At 64.2% G+C, this 17949-nt stretch carries 17 protein-coding genes and 1 tRNA gene; 10 read left to right on the top strand and 8 right to left on the bottom strand.

Features of this window, described 5'->3' with window-relative positions; translation table 11 throughout:
* Nucleotides 1-1323 (bottom strand): class II fructose-bisphosphate aldolase (locus P8Y39_07910; GenBank protein ID MEJ2192259.1); only part of this gene is annotated, 1323 nt, incomplete at its 3' end.
* Nucleotides 1324-1486: 163 nt separating this feature from the next.
* On the opposite strand from P8Y39_07910, the gene P8Y39_07905 reads away from it, so the two are divergent.
* From P8Y39_07905 to P8Y39_07870, 8 genes are all read left to right on the top strand, one after another.
* Nucleotides 1487-2329, top strand: coding sequence for a 1,4-dihydroxy-6-naphthoate synthase (locus P8Y39_07905; protein MEJ2192258.1), 843 nt, complete (start codon nucleotides 1487-1489; stop codon nucleotides 2327-2329).
* Between the two features lie 128 nt (nucleotides 2330-2457).
* Nucleotides 2458-2991 (top strand): ATP-dependent protease subunit HslV, encoded by a 534-nt coding sequence (hslV, locus tag P8Y39_07900; protein ID MEJ2192257.1) that lies wholly within the window; start codon nucleotides 2458-2460, stop codon nucleotides 2989-2991.
* The gene (hslU, locus tag P8Y39_07895; protein MEJ2192256.1) at nucleotides 2984-4318 is read left to right on the top strand and encodes an ATP-dependent protease ATPase subunit HslU; all 1335 of its coding nucleotides are present in this window, start codon (nucleotides 2984-2986) and stop codon (nucleotides 4316-4318) included. The genes hslV and hslU overlap by 8 nt, the downstream gene beginning before the upstream one ends.
* Nucleotides 4290-4982: a septal ring lytic transglycosylase RlpA family protein gene (locus tag P8Y39_07890; protein MEJ2192255.1), complete on the top strand. Its 693-nt coding sequence runs from the start codon at nucleotides 4290-4292 to the stop codon at nucleotides 4980-4982. Before hslU ends, P8Y39_07890 begins: the two co-directional genes overlap by 29 nt.
* A 206-nt stretch (nucleotides 4983-5188) precedes the next feature.
* Nucleotides 5189-6241: an aminofutalosine synthase MqnE gene (gene mqnE, locus P8Y39_07885; protein ID MEJ2192254.1), complete on the top strand. Its 1053-nt coding sequence runs from the start codon at nucleotides 5189-5191 to the stop codon at nucleotides 6239-6241.
* Nucleotides 6238-7272, top strand: coding sequence for a cyclic dehypoxanthinyl futalosine synthase (mqnC, locus tag P8Y39_07880; protein ID MEJ2192253.1), 1035 nt, complete (start codon nucleotides 6238-6240; stop codon nucleotides 7270-7272). The genes mqnE and mqnC overlap by 4 nt, the downstream gene beginning before the upstream one ends.
* Nucleotides 7273-7304: 32 nt before the next feature.
* Complete coding sequence (locus P8Y39_07875) at nucleotides 7305-8249, top strand: FAD-dependent oxidoreductase (protein ID MEJ2192252.1); 945 nt, start codon at nucleotides 7305-7307, stop codon at nucleotides 8247-8249.
* A 14-nt stretch (nucleotides 8250-8263) separates the two neighbouring features.
* Entirely contained in the window at nucleotides 8264-8707 is a 444-nt protein-coding gene (locus P8Y39_07870) for a hypothetical protein (GenBank protein ID MEJ2192251.1), read from the top strand.
* A gap of 228 nt (nucleotides 8708-8935) precedes the next feature.
* Here P8Y39_07870 and larB read toward each other — a convergent pair whose 3' ends face one another.
* The 7 genes from larB to hisA form a co-directional block, all read right to left on the bottom strand.
* Nucleotides 8936-9694 (bottom strand): nickel pincer cofactor biosynthesis protein LarB, encoded by a 759-nt coding sequence (gene larB / locus P8Y39_07865; GenBank protein ID MEJ2192250.1) that lies wholly within the window; start codon nucleotides 9692-9694, stop codon nucleotides 8936-8938.
* Complete coding sequence (locus P8Y39_07860) at nucleotides 9694-10683, bottom strand: NAD(P)-dependent glycerol-3-phosphate dehydrogenase (protein MEJ2192249.1); 990 nt, start codon at nucleotides 10681-10683, stop codon at nucleotides 9694-9696. The genes larB and P8Y39_07860 overlap by 1 nt, the downstream gene beginning before the upstream one ends.
* Nucleotides 10680-12371 carry a glutamine--tRNA ligase/YqeY domain fusion protein gene (locus P8Y39_07855; GenBank protein MEJ2192248.1) on the bottom strand — a complete coding sequence of 564 codons (1692 nt, stop codon included), beginning with the start codon at nucleotides 12369-12371 and terminating at the stop codon, nucleotides 10680-10682. The genes P8Y39_07860 and P8Y39_07855 overlap by 4 nt, the downstream gene beginning before the upstream one ends.
* 11 nt (nucleotides 12372-12382) lie before the next feature.
* Nucleotides 12383-13798 carry a glutamate--tRNA ligase gene (gene gltX / locus P8Y39_07850; GenBank protein ID MEJ2192247.1) on the bottom strand — a complete coding sequence of 472 codons (1416 nt, stop codon included), beginning with the start codon at nucleotides 13796-13798 and terminating at the stop codon, nucleotides 12383-12385.
* 235 nt (nucleotides 13799-14033) lie between these two features.
* The gene (gene tilS, locus P8Y39_07845; protein MEJ2192246.1) at nucleotides 14034-15419 is read right to left on the bottom strand and encodes a tRNA lysidine(34) synthetase TilS; all 1386 of its coding nucleotides are present in this window, start codon (nucleotides 15417-15419) and stop codon (nucleotides 14034-14036) included.
* On the bottom strand, nucleotides 15419-16240 hold the full coding sequence (gene hisF / locus P8Y39_07840) for an imidazole glycerol phosphate synthase subunit HisF (GenBank protein ID MEJ2192245.1): 822 nt from the start codon (nucleotides 16238-16240) through the stop codon (nucleotides 15419-15421). Before hisF ends, tilS begins: the two co-directional genes overlap by 1 nt.
* A 3-nt stretch (nucleotides 16241-16243) precedes the next feature.
* Nucleotides 16244-16981, bottom strand: a complete 738-nt coding sequence (gene hisA, locus P8Y39_07835) for a 1-(5-phosphoribosyl)-5-[(5-phosphoribosylamino)methylideneamino]imidazole-4-carboxamide isomerase (protein ID MEJ2192244.1) — start codon at nucleotides 16979-16981, stop codon at nucleotides 16244-16246.
* 101 nt (nucleotides 16982-17082) lie between these two features.
* Here hisA and P8Y39_07830 point away from each other — a divergent pair, with 101 nt between their 5' ends.
* Together P8Y39_07830 and P8Y39_07825 are read left to right on the top strand one after the other, a co-directional pair.
* On the top strand, nucleotides 17083-17817 hold the full coding sequence (locus P8Y39_07830; protein ID MEJ2192243.1) for a DUF3108 domain-containing protein: 735 nt from the start codon (nucleotides 17083-17085) through the stop codon (nucleotides 17815-17817).
* 56 nt (nucleotides 17818-17873) lie between these two features.
* Nucleotides 17874-17948: transfer RNA gene (locus tag P8Y39_07825), tRNA-Val, on the top strand.
* Nucleotide 17949: the final 1 nt, after the last annotated feature.

Raw genomic sequence — 17949 nt, 5'->3', positions numbered from 1 at the left:
CTCGCGCTTTATCAGGACCGGCTTGACCGTCTCTGCGACGATGCCCTTTGTATCGTTGACCTTGAGCTTCCTGAAGAGGAGGTCGAACTTCTTCTCCAGCTCCTCCACGATGGGTGCCTTGACCTCGGGCGGCAGGCTCCACCACTGTTTCTTGAACGGGCCGAGCCCTTTCTTCCTGGTCTTGTAGATGAACTGCTCGTCCGTCCAGTCTTCCTTCTTCTCCTTGGCGAATTCCGTCTCGATGAACTCGTAAATCCGGTTCCGGAACTCCGCGGGGAGGGCGGGGTTGTCGTAGAGGATGTTCTGGAAGCCCGTGGCCAGGTGCACCTCGGACGTCCCGGTCTCGGGGAAATTGTGGAAGGCCTCCTCCGGGAGGGTGGAAGCTCCGTGCTGCACGCAGCCGGAGAGGCCGTAGTCCTTGCGGGCGATCTCCGAGAGGGTCCTGAGGGTGTCGAAGTCTATCTTCACCTTGGCCAGCGTGCCGTCGGGCAAAACGACGCCCCCGTGGGCGGTGCCGGTCTGCACGCTCAGCTTGCTGAGCCCCTTGCCCCTGGTGTGCTCCTCGTTGAAGCCGTCCAGGTATGTCCTGAGTTCGTCGGGGTCGCTGTTCTTGCCGCCTATCTCCCCTATCTCTCCGCCGATGGAGATGGTGATGCCCTCGGGCTCTATTTCCCTGATGTAATCGGCAAAGTGCGCCGAGGTGTGGTAGTTGGGGTACTGCTGCTCCTTGAGGGTGGGCTGGGAGAGGTCCACCAGCGTGGAGGTGTCGATGTCGATATTATAGAAGTCGGCCTCTATGGCCTCCCTGATGAGGTTCCGCAGATAGGAAGTCTCCTTCTCCGGGTCGGTGGAAAAATACTTCCTGACCACCTGGAAATGGTCGCCCTGGATGAAGACCGGGCCGGCGAAGCCTTCCTTGATCGCGGCGGCCAGTACCACGGTGGCGTACTCCAGGGGCCGCTGCTTCGTGTAGCCGATTTCCGAACGGGCGATCTCGAAGATGAAGGCCCCCACGTTGTTCCGTATGGCCGTGCGGAAGACGGCCCGGGCGGTGTCATAGGTGAGGCCGCGGATGTTTATGGCCGGAACGGTAAAGCCGGGGTACTTCTTGCCCATGTGCTCGTACAGCTCCTGGATGGAGGCCGGTATGGCCCCCGCCTGCTTGCAGGCTTCCTTGAGCAGGGTGAGCTTGGCGTTTCGCTTCTTCTCGTCCGGCTCGAAGACGGCGTCGTGGATGAGTCCGTCCATGGCATCTCTGAGCTTGGCCGCATCGGGCACCTTGACCGAGCCCTCTTCGAGAGCGAGTAACTCCTTGAGGTCCATTCCCACTACCTCCTTTTGGATTTTCAAAGGGTTGCGCGTCTCGCAAATAAAAGCTGCTTCGAGCTTTACCCCATTATACTTCCTCTAAAAGGAAAAGTGAACCAAAGGTTCGCGGGCGGAGCGGCCGTTGCCGGCCCCCCGGGGAAGAAAGTATAATCGAAGGATGAGAACGCTCTCTCTGGGGTTCTCCCCCTGCCCCAACGACACCTTCATCTTTTATGCCCTTGCCCGGGGAAAGATACCCGGCAGGGCCCTGGCCTTCCGGCCCGTGCTCGAGGACGTGGAGACTCTCAACCGGATGGCCCTTCGGGGCGCACTGGACCTGACCAAGGCCTCCTTCGGGGCGCTGGGACTGCTGCGCGAGCAGTATGTCCTGCTCCGGTCGGGGGCCGCCCTCGGGCGGGGATGCGGCCCCCTCGTGGTGGCCCGCGGGCAGGTTGCCATGGATGCTCTGAGAGGGAAAAGAATAGCCGTGCCGGGAGAGCACACCACGGCAAACCTCCTCCTCCGGCTCCATGACCCGGCCCTGGCCGAGAACGCGGCGTCCATGCCCTTCCACCGCGTCATGGAGGCCGTGCGGGACGGAAAGGTTGAGGCCGGGGTCATCATCCACGAGAGCCGCTTCACCTATCCGTCCTATGGGCTAGTCAAGGTCCTGGACCTGGGCGAGTGGTGGGAGTCGGAGACGGGGCACCCCATCCCCCTGGGATGCATCCTTGCCCGGAGGACCCTGGGTGAGGAGGCCGTCCGCTCCGCGGAGGACATGATAAGGGAAAGCGTCCGGTACGCCTTCGAAAACCCGGAGGCGGCCGCCCCGTACGTGCGGGAGCATGCCAGGGAGCTTGACCGGAAGGTCATCGCCGAGCATATCGGCCTCTACGTCAATGACTACACGGTGGACCTCGGCCAGGAGGGGAGGGCCGCCGTGCGGGAGCTTCTCGGGCGGGCCGCGGAGTGTGGCGTGGCCCCTCCGTCGAGGAGGCCTCTTTTTCTTGATGAGGCCTGACCCGCCTCCGGCCCTGCCGGCATGACCGGGCGTTCCTTGAGCGGGCAGGGAGTTTCTGTTACAATCAATACTGAATACTTATGCAGGCTTACACAGAAACCCGACACGTTTTATCAGAGACGGCATCCATGTTCGAGGGAACCACAATACTCTGCGTGAGAAGAAACGGGAAGGTTGCCGTGGGCGGCGACGGCCAGGTCACCATGGGCAATACGGTCCTGAAGCATAACGCCCGGAAGGTCAGGAAGATGTACGACGAGAGGATCGTCACCGGCTTCTCGGGCGCTACGGCCGACGCCTTCACCCTGTTCGAGAAGTTCGAGGCCAAGATAGAGGCGTACAGGGGGAACCTCCGGCGGGCGGCCGTGGAGCTTGCCAAGGACTGGCGGACGGACCGCATACTCAGGCGCCTGGAGGCCCTTCTTGTCGTGGCCGACCTGGAGCACACCTTCATCATCTCGGGCAACGGCGACGTCGTGGAGCCCGACACGGGCATAGCGGCCATCGGCTCGGGCGGCTCCTTTGCCCAGGCCGCCGCAACCGCCCTGTACGAGAACACCGACCTGGATGCCAGGGGCATCGTCGAGCGCGCCATGAAGATAGCCGCCGACATCTGCATTTACACCAACGCGAATATCGCCATCGAGGAACTGAATGGATAAACTTACACCAAGAAAGACAGTGCAAGAGCTTGATAAATATATCATCGGCCAGGACAAGGCGAAGAAGGCCGTGGCCATCGCCTTGCGCAACCGGTGGAGGAGGCAGCACCTCTCTGCCGACCTCAAGGACGAGGTCCTGCCGAAGAACATCATCATGATAGGGCCCACCGGCGTGGGAAAGACCGAGGTCGCCCGGCGTCTGGCACGTTTGGCCGACGCCCCCTTCATGAAGGTGGAGGCCTCCAAGTTCACCGAGGTGGGCTACGTGGGGCGGGACGTGGAGTCCATCATCCGGGACCTGACGGAGATTTCGGTCAACATGGTCCGGAGCGAGCACACGGCCCGGGTGCAGGAGCGGGCGGAAGCCCACGCCGAAGACAGGATAATAGACACCCTTCTGCCCCAGCAACGGGGGCCCGTGGTGACCGAGGAGGAGCGGGAGCGGTACGCCCAGACCAGGGAGAAGCTCCGCGCGCAGCTCCGCGAGGGGAAGCTCGAGGACAGGTACGTGGAGGTGGATGTCCACGAGAAGGTCATGCCCTTCGGCGTCATCTCCAATGCGGGGATGGAGGACATCGAGATAAACCTCAAGGAGATGCTGGGCGGCCTTCTGCCCAGCAGGCCCAAGCGCAAGAGGGTGAAGGTCAGCGAGGCCCGCAGGATCCTCACCCAGGAGGAAGCCAACCGGCTCATCGACATGGACAGGGTGACCCGGGAGGCCGTGGAGAGGGTGGAACAACTGGGCATCGTCTTCCTGGACGAGGTGGACAAGATAGCTACCAGAAACAGCGGGGGACACGGCCCGGACGTCTCGCGGGAGGGCGTGCAGCGGGACCTTCTGCCCATCGTGGAAGGCTCCACGGTAACCACCAAGCACGGGCCGGTCAGGACGGAGCACATCCTTTTCATTGCCGCCGGGGCGTTTCACACGGCCAAGCCCTCGGACCTCATCCCGGAGCTCCAGGGGCGGTTTCCCATACGCGTGGAGCTGGAGCACCTGGGCAAGGAGGACTTCGTACGGATACTGACCGAGCCCTATAATGCCCTCATCCGCCAGTACAGGGCTCTCCTTGCCACCGAGGGGCTGGAGGTGGAGTTTACGGAGGACGCCATCGACGAAATCGCCTCCATCTCGGCCACGGTCAACGACAAGGCGGAAAATATCGGGGCGCGGAGGCTCCACACGGTGATGGAGAAGCTCCTCGAGGACGTCTCCTTCGACGCGCCGGACAACCTCTCGGGCAGCCTGGTCATAGACAGGGCATACGTACGGGAGAAACTCGGCGATATCGTGAAGGATGAGGACCTTAGCAGGTACATACTCTAAGGCCGGCCTCTTCCTGTTCTTCGCGGCGCTTGTCGCCGCCTGCTCCACGGCCCCCGTGCGGCAGGGGACCCGGGACCTGGGCGTCTGGACCGCCTCGTGGTACGGGCCGGGCTTCGATGGAAACCCCACCGCCTCGGGCGAGCTGTACGACATGAACGCCCTGACCTGTGCCCACAAGTCGCTGCCCTTCGGAGCGCGCCTCATGGTGACCAGCCTCAGGACGGGCCGGTCCGTGCAGGTGGTGGTCAACGACCGGGGGCCCTTCGTGCGGGGCAGGGACCTGGACCTCTCACGGGCCGCGGCCGAAGAGATAGGCCTCATCGGGCCGGGGACGGACCGGGTGCGGGTGGTCTACGTGGGGCGGGACCTCCGCTACAGAAAATACATCAAGGGCGGGGTCGCCGGGGCGGAGCCCTTCTATGACGGCCCCTACACGGTCCAGGTGGGCGCGTTCAACGAGCGCTCCAATGCCGCCCGCATCAAGGAGGGGCTTGAGTTCAACCATAAAAAGGTCCACGTCACGGTGACGTGGCTGGACGGCAGGCGCTTCTACAGGGTGCGGGTGGGCAAGTTCGGTTCGGAGCAGGAGGCCCTGCAATACGCCCGGGGGCTTGCCGACGAAGGGTATGACGCCCGCATCGTGCCCTTCGAAAGCCCCATCTAGAACCCGTCTCAAACAGGTTCCGGTGTTTTTTCTCCGTGCGTTCCGTGCATAATAGTTTAATCCGCGTGCTGCTGGTTGTCGTGTCCGGCCCGGCCGGGCAAGCCGGAAGTCCGGAAAAGGCTGGATTCGCAATGACGGGGATGTCAGGCGATGAGTTACGGATAGAATAATGATACTTATTGCACGGAACCGAAACTAAGGCCGTGATGGAGAAAATCAGAGAGAAAGTGCTCTCCGGCGGGAGGCTCACCGGGGAGGACGCCCTGGTCCTCTTCGAGAGCCCCGACATCTTCACCCTGGGCTCCCTGGCCGCCGGGGCCGCCCGCAGGCGTAACGGCAACCGTGCCTTTTACGTGCGCAACGTCCACGTCAACCCCACAAACATCTGCGTGAACCGCTGCCGCTTCTGCGCCTTCAGCCGCTCCCGGGACGAAGAGGGGGCCTATGAGCTTTCCATCCCGGAGGTGCTTGCCAGGATAGAGGCCGCCATGCCGGTCTCCGAGGTGCACATCGTGGGCGGGCTTCATCCGGACTGGCCCTTCGAGCACTATCTCCACATGCTCCAGAGCATCCGGCGGGCGTTCCCTTCGCTTCATATCAAGGCCTTTACGGCGGCCGAGGTGGACTACATGCACCGGATAAGCGGCTTGAGCCTGGACGCGGTGCTCCTTGGCCTGAGAGAAAGCGGCCTGGGTTCGATGCCCGGCGGCGGGGCCGAGATATTCTCCCCCGAGGTCCGGGGCCGTCTCTGTCCCGAGAAGCTCACCGGCCAGAGGTGGCTTGAGGTCATGGAGGCCGCGCATCAAGCGGGAGTCAGGACCAACGCAACCATGCTCTACGGCCACGTGGAGAGCGCCGCCCACAGGGTGGAGCATCTGCTGGCCCTGCGGGAGCTTCAGGACAGGACCGGCGGGTTTCAGGCCTTTATTCCCCTGGCCTACCACCCCGGGGGGACGGACGTGGGCCGCGGGCCCTCGGGGCTCGACGACCTGCGGACCATCGCGGTGAGCCGCCTTGTCCTTGACAACTTCGCCCACATCAAGGCCTACTGGGTGATGCTCGGAGAGAAGATTTCCCAGGTGGCCCTGCTCTTCGGTGCCGACGACCTGGACGGGACCGTCATCGAGGAGAAGATAACCTACGCAGCCGGGGCCGGGAGCCGCCGCTCAATCACGGAGGACGAGCTGGTGGCCCTCATCGGAAAGGCGGGCCGGGAGCCCGTGGAGCGCGACTCCTTCTACCGGGCCGTGGCGGCATGAGGCGGCTCAGGAAGCAGGAGGGCCTGCGGCTTCTCAAGGAGGCGGACCTCCTTGAGCTCGGCCGCCTGGCCGATGAGACGAGGGCGGAGCTGCACCCCGGGGGCAGGGCCACCTTCGTCGTCGACCGCAATATCAACTACACCAACGTTTGTGTGAACCACTGCCGTTTCTGCGCCTTCTGGCGTGACGAGGGCCATCCCGAGAGCTACGTCCTCGACGATACCGAGGTGCACAAAAAGATAGAGGAGACCCTGGCCCTGGGCGGCACGCAGATACTCATGCAGGGAGGGCTTCATCCCGGGCTTGCAATCGGGTACTACCTCGACCTCCTCAGGGGCATCAAGGCGCGCTTCCGCATCAACGTGCACGGGTTCTCTCCTCCGGAAATCGTGCACATCGCCGGAAAGGCAGACCTCACCATACGGGAAACTCTCTACCTTCTGAGGGAAGCCGGGCTCGACTCCATCCCCGGGGGCGGGGCGGAGGTGCTCTCCGACCGCGTGCGGGAGGCCCTGAGCCCGCGGAAGATACGCTCCTCCGCATGGCTCCGGGTGATGTGGGAGGCCCACCGCCTGGGAATGCGGACGACGGCCACCATGATGTTCGGCAGCGTGGAGGGGCCCGAGGACATTGTGGAGCACCTGGAGGCGGTCCGGACCCTCCAGGACAGGACGGGCGGGTTCACCGCCTTCATTCCCTGGTCGTTTCAGCCCGGCAACACGCCCCTGGAGGGGCGGGTCGCCCAGGCCATGGCCGTCCAGTACCTGAGGGTGCTGGCCCTGAGCAGGCTCTATCTCGATAACGTCCGGAACATACAGGCCTCCTGGGTGACCCAGGGCCTGAAGCTCGCCCAGGTGGCCCTGCGCTTCGGGGCCAACGACCTGGGCTCCACCATGATTGAAGAAAACGTCGTGGCCGCCGCCGGCGTGAGCCACCGCGTCCACAAGGACGACATGGTGGCCGCCATCCGGGGCGCGGGTTTCGTCCCCGCCCAGAGGGACACGTATTACCGATTGCTCAGGTCCTACTGAGATGCTAAGATGAAAGATGCGAGGAGGGCCGTATGGCAGAGGAGCTGTATGACGTCATCATCATAGGGGGAGGGCCGGCCGGCTTGAGCGCGGCCCAATACGCCGCCCGGTCGAACCTGAAGACCCTGGTGCTGGACAAGTCACATACGGCCGGGGCCCTGGCCTATGCCCACCGCATAGAGAACTACCCGGGCTTGAGGGAGCCCCTCACCGGAAAGGAGCTTCTGGACATCTTCCGCGAGCAGGCCCTGGGGTTCGGAGCCCGGTACGTGCCCGACACGCAGGTGATAGGCGTCTCCCTGGCGGGCGAGGAGAAGGAGGTCTTCACCATGGAGAAGTCCTTCCGGTCCAGGACCATAATCATCGCCACGGGCTCCATGGGGAGAAAGCCCGCCATCCAGGGGGAGGCGGAGTTCCTGGGCCGCGGGGTAAGCTACTGCGCCATATGCGACGCGGCCTTTTTCAAGGGCAAGACGGTCTGCGTGCTGGGGGAGTCGGAGGAGGCCGTCAAGGAGGCAGGCATGCTCACCCGGTTCGCCGAGAAGGTCTACCTCATGGCGCCTTCCACGAAGCTCCGCATCGGCGAGGACCATCCGGCCCTGGAGGCCCCCAACCTGGAGGTGCTCACCGGGCACAAGGTGCAGGCCATCGAGGGCAACGAGGCCGTGCAGGGCGTGCGCGTGAAGGACGCCGGACAGAACGAAAGGTACATCGAGCTGGACGGCGTTTTCGTCTACATCCACGGCAGCAGGCCGATTGTGGATTTCCTGCAGGGCAGCGTGGAGACCACCGAGGAGGAGTGCATCGCGGCGAACAGGCTCATGCACACCAACATGCCGGGGGTCTTCGCCGCCGGGGACGTCACCTGCACGGAAGTCCGGCAGGTGGTGATAGCCGCGGCCAACGGGTGCGTGGCCGCTCTTCAGGCGGAGAAGTTCGTCCACCAGAGGCGCCGCACCAGGTACGACTGGAAATAAGGGGGAAGGTCCTCATGGAATTGCCCGAGTACGTAACCGTGGAAGAAGTCCGGAGGGTCTGCAGAGAGCTGGCCCTGAGGGACTGGACCGCCATGGAAAAGCCCGACGTTCGGGCCGAGGAGGCCCGCACTCTTTTGAAGGAGATAGGTGCGGATGGCATGGGCGTGGACCTGGAGGACTTCCGCGCGGGGCTTGAGGTGGAGCTCGAGCACGGCTTCATGTACCCCGAGGCCAACGTTACCAACAACCATCCGGTTCTCACCGCCAGGATAGTCCTGGCCCACCTGAAGGAGACCCTGGACTACTACAAGCGCCTCGAGGTGGCCGAGCTGGAAGGGGACCTCCTGAAGGCCATGCGCAGAGGGGATGCCGGGCGGGCCGCCTCCCTTCAGAAGGACCTGGTCAGGGCGCGCTACGTTCTCCAGCGCTCGGAGGCCGCCGAGCTGGGGGAGCTTTAGAACCTATCTCAAAATCGCTTTCGGCTCAACCCCGAAAAGTCTTGTGACTTTTTGGGGACCCCTGCAAGAGGCCCAAATGGCGGCATACGGCGTCCTGAAGGGAAAATCGTCCTCAACGCAACGCTGCTGCGCCTCCGGGCGATTTCCCCTTCCCTCCTTGTCTGCCGCCATTTCTTCTCTCTTTCGCTTCGAAATCAATTTTGAGATAGGTTCTAGCTTTCTCCTCGCTCAGGGAGTTTCCGCTGCCGGGGGCTCCAGCGTGTTTATCCTGTGGGCGAGGCAGCCCGCGCCGAAGCCGTTGTCGATGTTCATCACCGCGATGCCCGGCACGCAGGAGTTGAGCATCGCGAAAAGGGCCGTGAGCCCTCCCAGGCTCGCTCCGTAACCCACCGACGTGGGCACGGCCACGACGGGCCGGGAGGTGAGTCCGCCCACCACGGAGGGGAGGGCGCCTTCCATGCCGGCCACCACCACCAGGACCCGGGCCTCTTCGAGAGCGCCTCTTTTCTCCATGAGCCTGTGGATGCCCGACACCCCCACATCGTAGAGAGTTTTCGTCCGGCTTCCGAGGAACGAGGCCGTAAGGGCCGCCTCCTCTGCCACGGGGATGTCGGAGGTGCCCGCAGAGACGACCAGCACGGAGCCCGTCTTTGCGGCCGCCTCGCCGGCCATGATGAGCCCGGAGGCTCGATGATAGGCGGCCTCCTCCATGCCGAGCTTTTCAAAGACTTCCGGAGGGGCCTTCGTCACCAGCAGCCGCCCGCTCTCCCGGTACATGGCCCGGGCAATGGCCACGGTGTCTTCCGCCCTCTTTCCCCTGGCCAGGACCACTTCGGGCACGCCCTGCCTCAGGGAGCGGTGGTGCTCCAGGCGGGCGAAGGCGAGGTCCTCGTAGGGGAAGTGGCGGAGCCGCCTCATGGCCTCCTCCACGTCGACGGTGCCCTCCGCCAGGCTCCGGAGGATTTTTTCAAGGCCCTCCCGGTTCATCAGAACTCGGCTTTGGGCAGCCGGGTCATAAGGGCCGTGACCGCCTCCCGGGGGTCTTTCTCTTCGTAGAGGACCGCATGCACCTGCTCCACGATGGGCATCTCGACGCGCTTTTTCGTGGCCAGGGCATGAGCAGCCCGGGTGGTGCTCACCCCCTCGGCCACGGCCGTCATACTCGCGAGGATTTCCTTGAGTTTCTCCCCCTGGCCGAGCCTCCGGCCCACCGTGTAGTTCCTCGACTGGGTGGACGTGCAGGTAAGCACCAGGTCCCCGAGGCCGCTCAGCCCGAAAAAGGTCTTCTCCTCGGCCCCCATGCACACCCCGAGACGGGTCATTTCCATCAGGCCCCGCGTGATGAGGGCGGCCCGGGCGTTGCTGCCCAGGCCCAGCCCCTCGCTGATGCCCGCCGCCACGGCCATGACGTTTTTGAGGGCACCGCCCAGCTCTGTCCCGATGACGTCATGGTGGGTGTAGACCCTGAAGTAATCCGTCGTGAACAACTCCTGCAGCAGGAGCCCCACGTTCCGGTCCCGGCAGGCGAGCGTTACCGCCGTGGGAAGGCGGCGCACCACCTCGGAGGCGAAGCTCGGGCCCGACAGGGCGGCCGCGGGCAAGCCGGTCATCTCGTGGACGATGCTCGTCACGGTCTGGAAGGTCTTGTTCTCTATCCCCTTGGATGCGCTTACGACGACCGCGTTCCTCTCGATATGGGGGCGGGCCACCCGCATGACGGACCGCACGAACTGTGTGGGCACCACGCTGACGACGTAGCGGGAGCCCCGCAGGACCCGCTCAAAGTCCGCGGAGGCCTTGAGGCTCCTGGGGAGCTCCACCCCCGGGAGGAAGACGCTGTTGACGCCCGTCTGGCTGATTTCACGGGCAAGGTCCTCTTCGTGGACCCAAAGGGAGACGTCATAGTCCTTTTCGGCGAGAAGCTTGGCCAGGGTGCTCCCCCAGCTTCCCGCACCCAGCACGGCGATGTAGCTCAACCCGAAGCTCCTTTCTTCTCTATTCTGGCCCAGGTGTCCTTGAGCGTGGCCGTCCTGTTGAAGACAAGAAGGCCGTCGGCGCCTACGTGGTCCACGCAGAAATAGCCCAGCCTCAGGAACTGGCACCTGTCACCCGGACGGGCCTCCCCGAGCGAGGGCTCCACGTAGCAGGAGGTGAGCACCTCAAGGGAGTGGGGGTTCAGGGCCCGCGTGAAGTCCTCCCCTTCACCCTCGGGCTCGGCCTCGGTAAAAAGGTGGTCGTAGAGCCGCACTTCCGCCGGCAGGGCGTGGGGGGCCGAGACCCAGTGCAGGGTCCCCTTCACCTTGCGCTCGGCCCGGGGCGCGCCGCTTCTGGTCTCGGGGTCATACGTACAGTGCACCTCGATGACCTCCCCGGTCTCTTCGTCTTTTACGGCCTTCTCGCAGGTGATGATGTATGCCCCCTTCAGCCGGACCTCCCGCCCCGGGACCAGGCGGTGGAATTTCTTCGGGGCCTCCTCGCGGAAATCGTCCCGCTCGACAAAAAGCTCCCGCGAGAAGGGCGCCGTTCTGGTCCCCATGGAGGGGTCTTCGGGGTTGTTGTCAAGCTCCACATGTTCCACCTTGCCCTGGGGATAGTTCGTAAGGACCACCTTGAGGGGCCTGAGCACGGCCATCACCCGGGGGGCGCGCCTGTTGAGGTCCTCCCTCAGGCAGTGCTCAAGGAGGGCGATGTCCACGACGCTCTGGGCCTTCGATACGCCGATGCGCTCGCAGAAGGTGCGTACGGCCTCGGGCGTGTACCCCCGCCTGCGGAGGCCCGAGATGGTGGGCAAGCGCGGGTCGTCCCAGCCGCCGACGTGGCCCTCCGAGACCAGCCGGATGAGTTTTCGCTTGCTCAGGACCGTGTGGCTCAGGTTCAGGCGCGCGAACTCTATCTGTTTGGGATGGTAAACGCCCAGGGCATCGAGGAACCAGTCGTACAGGGGACGATGGTCCTCGAACTCCAACGTGCAGATGGAATGGGTGATGCCCTCCAGGGAGTCGCTCTGGCCGTGGGCCCAGTCGTAGGTGGGATAGATGCACCACGCATCCCCGGTCCTCTGGTGGGAGACCTTGAGGATGCGGTACATGACCGGGTCGCGCATGTTTATGTTACCGGAGGCCATGTCTATCCTGGCCCGAAGCGTGCGGGAGCCGTCCGGAAACTCCCCGGCCCGCATCCGCTCGAAGAGGTCCAGGTTCTCCTGCACCGTGCGGTTTCGGCAAGGGCTTTCCTTGCCCGGCTCGGTGAGGGTGCCCCTGTAGCGGCGTATCTCGTCCGCCGAGAGGTCGTCCACATAGGCCTTCCCGTCCTTGATGAGTTTCAGGGCGAACTCGTAAAGCTCCGCGAAATAGTCCGAAGCGTAGAAAAGCCTCTCACCCCAGTCATAGCCCAGCCACCGGACGTCCTCGATGATGGACTCCACGTACTTCTGCTCTTCCTTCATGGGGTTCGTATCGTCGAACCTCAGGTTGCACAGGCCGCCGTGGCGCTGAGCGAGGCCAAAGTTCAGCACGATGGACTTCGCGTGCCCGATGTGCAGGTAGCCATTGGGCTCGGGGGGAAAGCGCATGTGCACCCGCCCCCGAAAGGTCCCCTTTTTCAGGTCCTCTTGCACAACCTCTGCAATAAAATTCGAGGGAGCGGTCTGTTCGGGAGTTTCCATCTTTCCGGCGGTCAGGGTTTTTCTATCCGGGAGACAGCCTTGTCCAGGCGCCTGAGTGCTTTCTCCTTGCCGACGACCTCCAGGACCTCGTAGATGCCGGGGCTTTCCGTCCTTCCCGTCACGGCAACCCTCACGGGCTGGGCCACCGCGCCCATCTTCACGTCCCGGCTGAGCATGACGCCCTTGAAGGCGCGCTCAAGCCCCTCGTGGGCGAAGGGCTCCACCCCCTGGAGGGCGGTGCGTATCTCCTTGAGCACGGGGAGGGTCTTTTCGGTCAGGAACTTCTCCGCTGCCTTGGTCTCTACCTCCACGTCCTCGAGGATATAGTACCGGAGGGACCGCGCCAGCTCCACCAGCGTCTTGGCGCGCTCCCTCAGGGTCTCTATCGCCCGGGCCAGCCACCGGGGGTCAAGCTCGGCGTCCTCCGAGATGGTGCCGTCCTTTATGAGGAAGGGGCGGACCAGCCTCGCCAGCTCCTGCACGGGTGTCGCCATCACATGCTGGGCGTTCAGCCAGAGAAGCTTCTCGGCGTTGAAGACGGCCGCCGAGGCCCCGACGTTCTCGAAACCGAAGAGCTTGACGAGCTCCTGGCGGCTGAAGACCTCCTGGTCTCCGTGGGACCATCCGAGCCGGGCCAGATAGTTGACCAGGGCGTCCGGGAGATAGCCCTGGTCCCGGTAGGCCACCACGGAGGTCGCGCCGTGCCGTTTGGAGAGGCGCTGCCTGTCGGGCCCCAGTATCATGGGCAGGTGGGCGAAGACCGGCACGTCGTAGCCCAGGGCCCGGTAGATGTGCAGCTGCTTGGGCGTATTGTTCAGGTGGTCGTCGCCCCGGATGACATGGGTGATGCGCATCTGCACGTCGTCCACCACCACCACGAAGTTATACGTGGGGGTGCCGTCGGAGCGCATGATGATGAGGTCGTCGAGCTGGCTGTTGTCGAAGCTGACGTTGCCCTTCACCATGTCCTTCACAGTGACGATGCCCGCCTCGGGCATCCGGAAGCGCACGGTGGGCGTCCTGTCGGGATGGGCCTCCCCGAGGTCGCGGCAGCGGCGGTCATAGACCGGGGGGCGGCCCTCCAGGACGGCCTGCTTCCTGCGGTCCTCCAGCTCCTCGGCCGTGCAGTAACAGTGGTAGGCCTTGTTTTCCTCAAGAAGACGGTCCACGGCCTGGCGGTAGATATCCATGCGCTCGGTCTGGCGGAAAGGCCCCTCGTCCCAGTGGAGGCCGAGCCAGCGCATCCCCTCCAGTATGGACTCTATGTACTCCTCGGTGGAGCGGCTCCGGTCCGTGTCCTCGATGCGGAGGATGAAGGAGCCTTGGCTGCTCCGGGCGTAGAGCCAGTTGAACAGGGCCGTCCGGGCCCCGCCTATATGCAGATGCCCGGTGGGGCTCGGGGCGAAACGGACTCTCACCTGATTCATGGAGGAACCTCCCTTTCGAGGGCTCGCAACACGGCCCCAGTCCTTTGAGGAACCGGGGCCTTCAATACAATTGCCTAGGCAGACTTGTCCCGTCCAACCGGGAGACCTGCCTTCAGGGCGGAGAAAACCAAAGAAAAACGAACATCTAAGAATATAACAAAACGGGCGGATTCACGCAAGAAAACCCGGGGAGGGGAGGCAACGGATGGAGGTGCAAAAGGGACTGCGAAAGGCGTCACGCCCGGGCCGGGGTCGCCCGGAGGATGAGAAATGTCCGGGTCTCATCCGTGGGCCGGAACCGCTCGTCCCCCCGGTGGCCCACCACCCAGAGGATTTCTCCCTCCCGGGTGGTCACTATGGGGACCGCGTCCCGCTCCTCCCGTGGAACCTTGGCATCCACGAAGAAGTCCTGGAGCTTCTTCGTCCTGCCGAAACCCAGGGGCAGAAAGGAGTCCCCGTCCTGGCGGGGACGCACCGTAAAGGGGCCTGCCGCCTTCCCGACGTCAAAGACGGCGGAGTACCTGTAGTCGGGCTCGAAGGAGGGCTTCTCATGGGATACGGAGGCGGCGATGACCAACCCCGCCTCCCCGAGGAGGACTTCACCCCCGGCCTCCAAGGAGTATGTGCCCAGGCGGACCGGCTCCTCCGAGGTCAGGAGCACCGTGCTGTACTTCTTTATCACCCTTACGCCCCCGGGCAGATGCACCCGGTCCCCGGGCAGGCCTTCCTTCAGAAGGGTGATGATGTCCTCCACGTGGGGGAAGCCGATGCCCCGGAGCCCTCGCGTCTCGTCGATGGCCCTTCTGAGGACGCGCCTCAGGATGACTTTCTCCATCGCCTCCAGGGGCGCCAGGAAGAGCTCTATGGAGGTGTCCGTCTTCCGGGAGATGAGCTTCATCAGAGCTTTGGTCACCAGGATGGAGAAGTACCGCTCCTCTTCCCGGAAGACCTCGGCCGTGTGGGCCAGGGTGCGGGAGAGGTCGGGGTTTATCTCCCGGAGAAGGGGCATCACCTGCACCCGCAGGCGATTTCTGAGGTAGTCCAGCTTGAGGTTCGAGGGGTCTCGTATGGGGACGACCTGCCGCTGGGAAAGGAACGCCTCTATGTCTTTCCTTTCGGTCTCGATGAGGGGGCGGATGAATTGTCCCCGTACGGGGGCAATACCGGCCAGGCCGGTGGGGCCCGAGCCCCGGAGAAAACGCATGACCATGGTCTCGGCCTGGTCGTCCAGGTTGTGGCCCAGGGCGATGAGCCGCGAGCCCGTCTCGCGGGCCTCTTCTTCCAGGGCAGCCAGGCGAAGCCTCCGGGCGGCGTCCTGGATGCTCAACCCGTGCTCCCTGGCGAAGGGGCCCGCCTCGACGTTTCTCACCGAAAAAGGCATGTCCAGCCCGGCGGAAAGCTCCCGGGCAAAGCGTATCTCTCCCGGTGTCTCTTCGGGCCGCAGGCCGTGGTCGACGTAGAGGGTTCTCACGGAGAGGGAGAGCTCCGGGCTCAGCTCCTTGAGGACCATGGCCAGGCAGGTGGAATCGGGTCCTCCGGAGAGCCCCACCAGCACCGTCTCTCCGCCGGAGAGCATGGAGAACTTGCGGATGCTCCGGCGTACCGCCTCCGGAAGGTCCATCAGGCGTCCCTGACGACGACGCCCCGCTCGCGCAGGAAGTCCTTTGCCTCCTCGATGGTGTATTCCCTGTAGTGGAAGATGCTGGCGGCCAGGACGGCGTCCGCCTTGCCCTCCACGAGGCCCTCATAGAGGTGCTCGAGGGAACCCACCCCTCCGGAGGCGATGACCGGGATGCCGACGGCCTCCGAGACCGTGCGGGTCAGTCCTATGTCGTAGCCGTCCCTGGTGCCGTCGCGGTCCATGCTGGTAAGCAGTATCTCCCCGGCCCCCATCTCCTCCATGTGCCGGGCCCATTTCACGGCGTCGATGCCCTTGGGTCGCCGCCCTCCGTGAGTGTAGACCTCCCACGAGGCCTTCCCCTCTTCGGGCATGAGAGAGCGGTCCGCCATCCACTCCGGCGGCTCTCCCTGCGCGCCCCGGCACCCCTTGGCGTCTATCGCCACGACGATGCACTGGCTCCCGAACCGTGCCGAGGCCTGCCGGATGAAGGGGGGGTTTTTGACGGCCGTCGTGTTGATGGCGACCTTGTCGCAGCCGGCCTTCAGGAGGGCACGGATGTCCTCCAGCGTGCGCACGCCCCCTCCCACGGTGAGAGGCATGAAGATATCGTTGGCCGTCCGCCTGACCACGTCGATGATGATGTCGCGCTTCTCGTGCGATGCCGTGATGTCCAGGAAAACAAGCTCGTCGGCGCCCTGCTCATCATAGAAGATGGCGTTTTCCACCGGGTCGCCGGCGTCCCGGATATTGACGAAATTGACCCCCTTCACCACGCGGCCGTCGCGGACGTCAAGGCAGGGGATGATGCGCTTGGCCAGCACGCCTTACCCCTCCTCCGTCGGGGAAGAGGTGGCGACCCTGATGGCCTCGCCGAGCTCCAGGGTGCCGGCATAGATGGCTTTCCCCGTGATGGCGCCCCAGATGCCTCCGGCGTCCCTGAGGGCGACGATGTCATCCAGCGAGCGCACGCCTCCAGAGGCGATGACGGGCACGCCGACCGAGGCGGCGAGCTTTTTGGTTGCAGGCACGTTGGGCCCTGCGAGCATCCCGTCCCGGGAGATGTCGGTGTAGATGATGCCCCCGGCCCCGGCAGCCTCTGCGGCCCGGGCGAATTGGACGGCCTCGTGCTCGGTCACCTCCACCCAGCCCCGCACGGCGACTTTTCCGTCCCGGGCGTCTATGCCCACGAGGACCCGGCCGGGATGGCGGGAGCAGGCTTCCCGCACGAGATCGGGCCTCTCGGCGGCCACCGTGCCCAGGATAACGCGGTCGATGCCCAGGGAGAGAAGGAGCTCGATGCGCTCCAGGTCGCGGATGCCCCCGCCCAGCTCGAGCTCGGCCCCCACCGCACCCCGGATGGCCCGCACGGCCTCGAGGTTCTTCTGCTGGCCGGTGAAGGCCCCGTCCAGGTCGACGATGTGGATGAGCCCGGCCCCGTCTCTCTCCCACGCAAGGGCGGTGGCCACAGGGTCCTCGGAGTAGACCGTGGCGTCCTCGGCCCTCCCTTGCAGAAGCCGCACGCACATGCCTCCCTTGAGGTCTATGGCGGGGATGACAATCATAACCTTTACTATAACAAATGCCGGAGCGCTTTCGCCCTTCGTAAGGGGCGGAAAGGCTGCGTTTTCCCTAGCCTTTCTGATACAATGAAACAATGAGAAAAATGCTGAAAGGCTTCTCCGGCTTCGCGGCTTCGGCACTTCTGCTTTTCCTTCTGGCGGCCTCTGCCCGTGCAACTCTTCCCGCTCACGAGAAGTTCGTATTCGACCTCAAGTGGCTGGGGCTTACGGCGGGCACGTCGGTCATGGAGATACAGGAGACGGGCGACGGGGTCACGCTCTCTTCGGTGGCTCGCTCGGCCAATTGGATAAGCGTCTTTTACCCGGTGGAGGACCGGGTGGAGAGCCATCTCCAAGGGGAGGAGCCCTGGTATCCGCTGAGGTATCGGCTGAAGGCGAGGGAAGGGAAGCATCGGAAGGACAAGGAGGTGGTTTTCCTCCGGTCCGAGGGCAAGGCCCTTTACATCGACCACCTGAAAGGGGAGAAGCGGGAATACGAGATGCCCGAGGCCATCTACGACCCCCTTTCGGCCCTCTATGCCGTCCGGCAGGCGGAGGAGGAGCTCACACCGGGGACGTCCTTGTTCATTACCGTCTTCGACAGCAAGAAGGTCTATGACCTGGAGGTCCGGGTGCTCAAGCGCGAGACCGTGACGGTGCCGGCGGGGACCTTCAAAACCGTGCTTCTGAAGCCGGTCATGAAGTCCGAAGGGATATTCGTCTCCAAGGGCGATATCCTCATCTGGGTCACGGATGATGAGAGGAGGGTGCCGGTGAAGATGAAGACCGAGGCTCCCGTGGGCTCCATCGTGGCCGAGCTGATGGGCGGGGTCTTCTGAGGGCGCCTCCCGGTTGACTTCGGACGCGGGGAAACAGTAGTATTTTCATATCCGACGGGCGATTAGCTCAGCGGGAGAGCGCTGCCTTCACACGGCAGAGGTCGTAGGTTCGAAACCTACATCGCCCACCAT

It is taken from the genome of Nitrospirota bacterium (assembly GCA_037386965.1).
Taxonomy (GTDB): Bacteria; Nitrospirota; Thermodesulfovibrionia; order Thermodesulfovibrionales; family JdFR-86; genus JARRLN01.
Note: the sequence above shows the minus strand (reverse complement) of the source record. Positions and strands in the feature narration are given on the sequence as shown.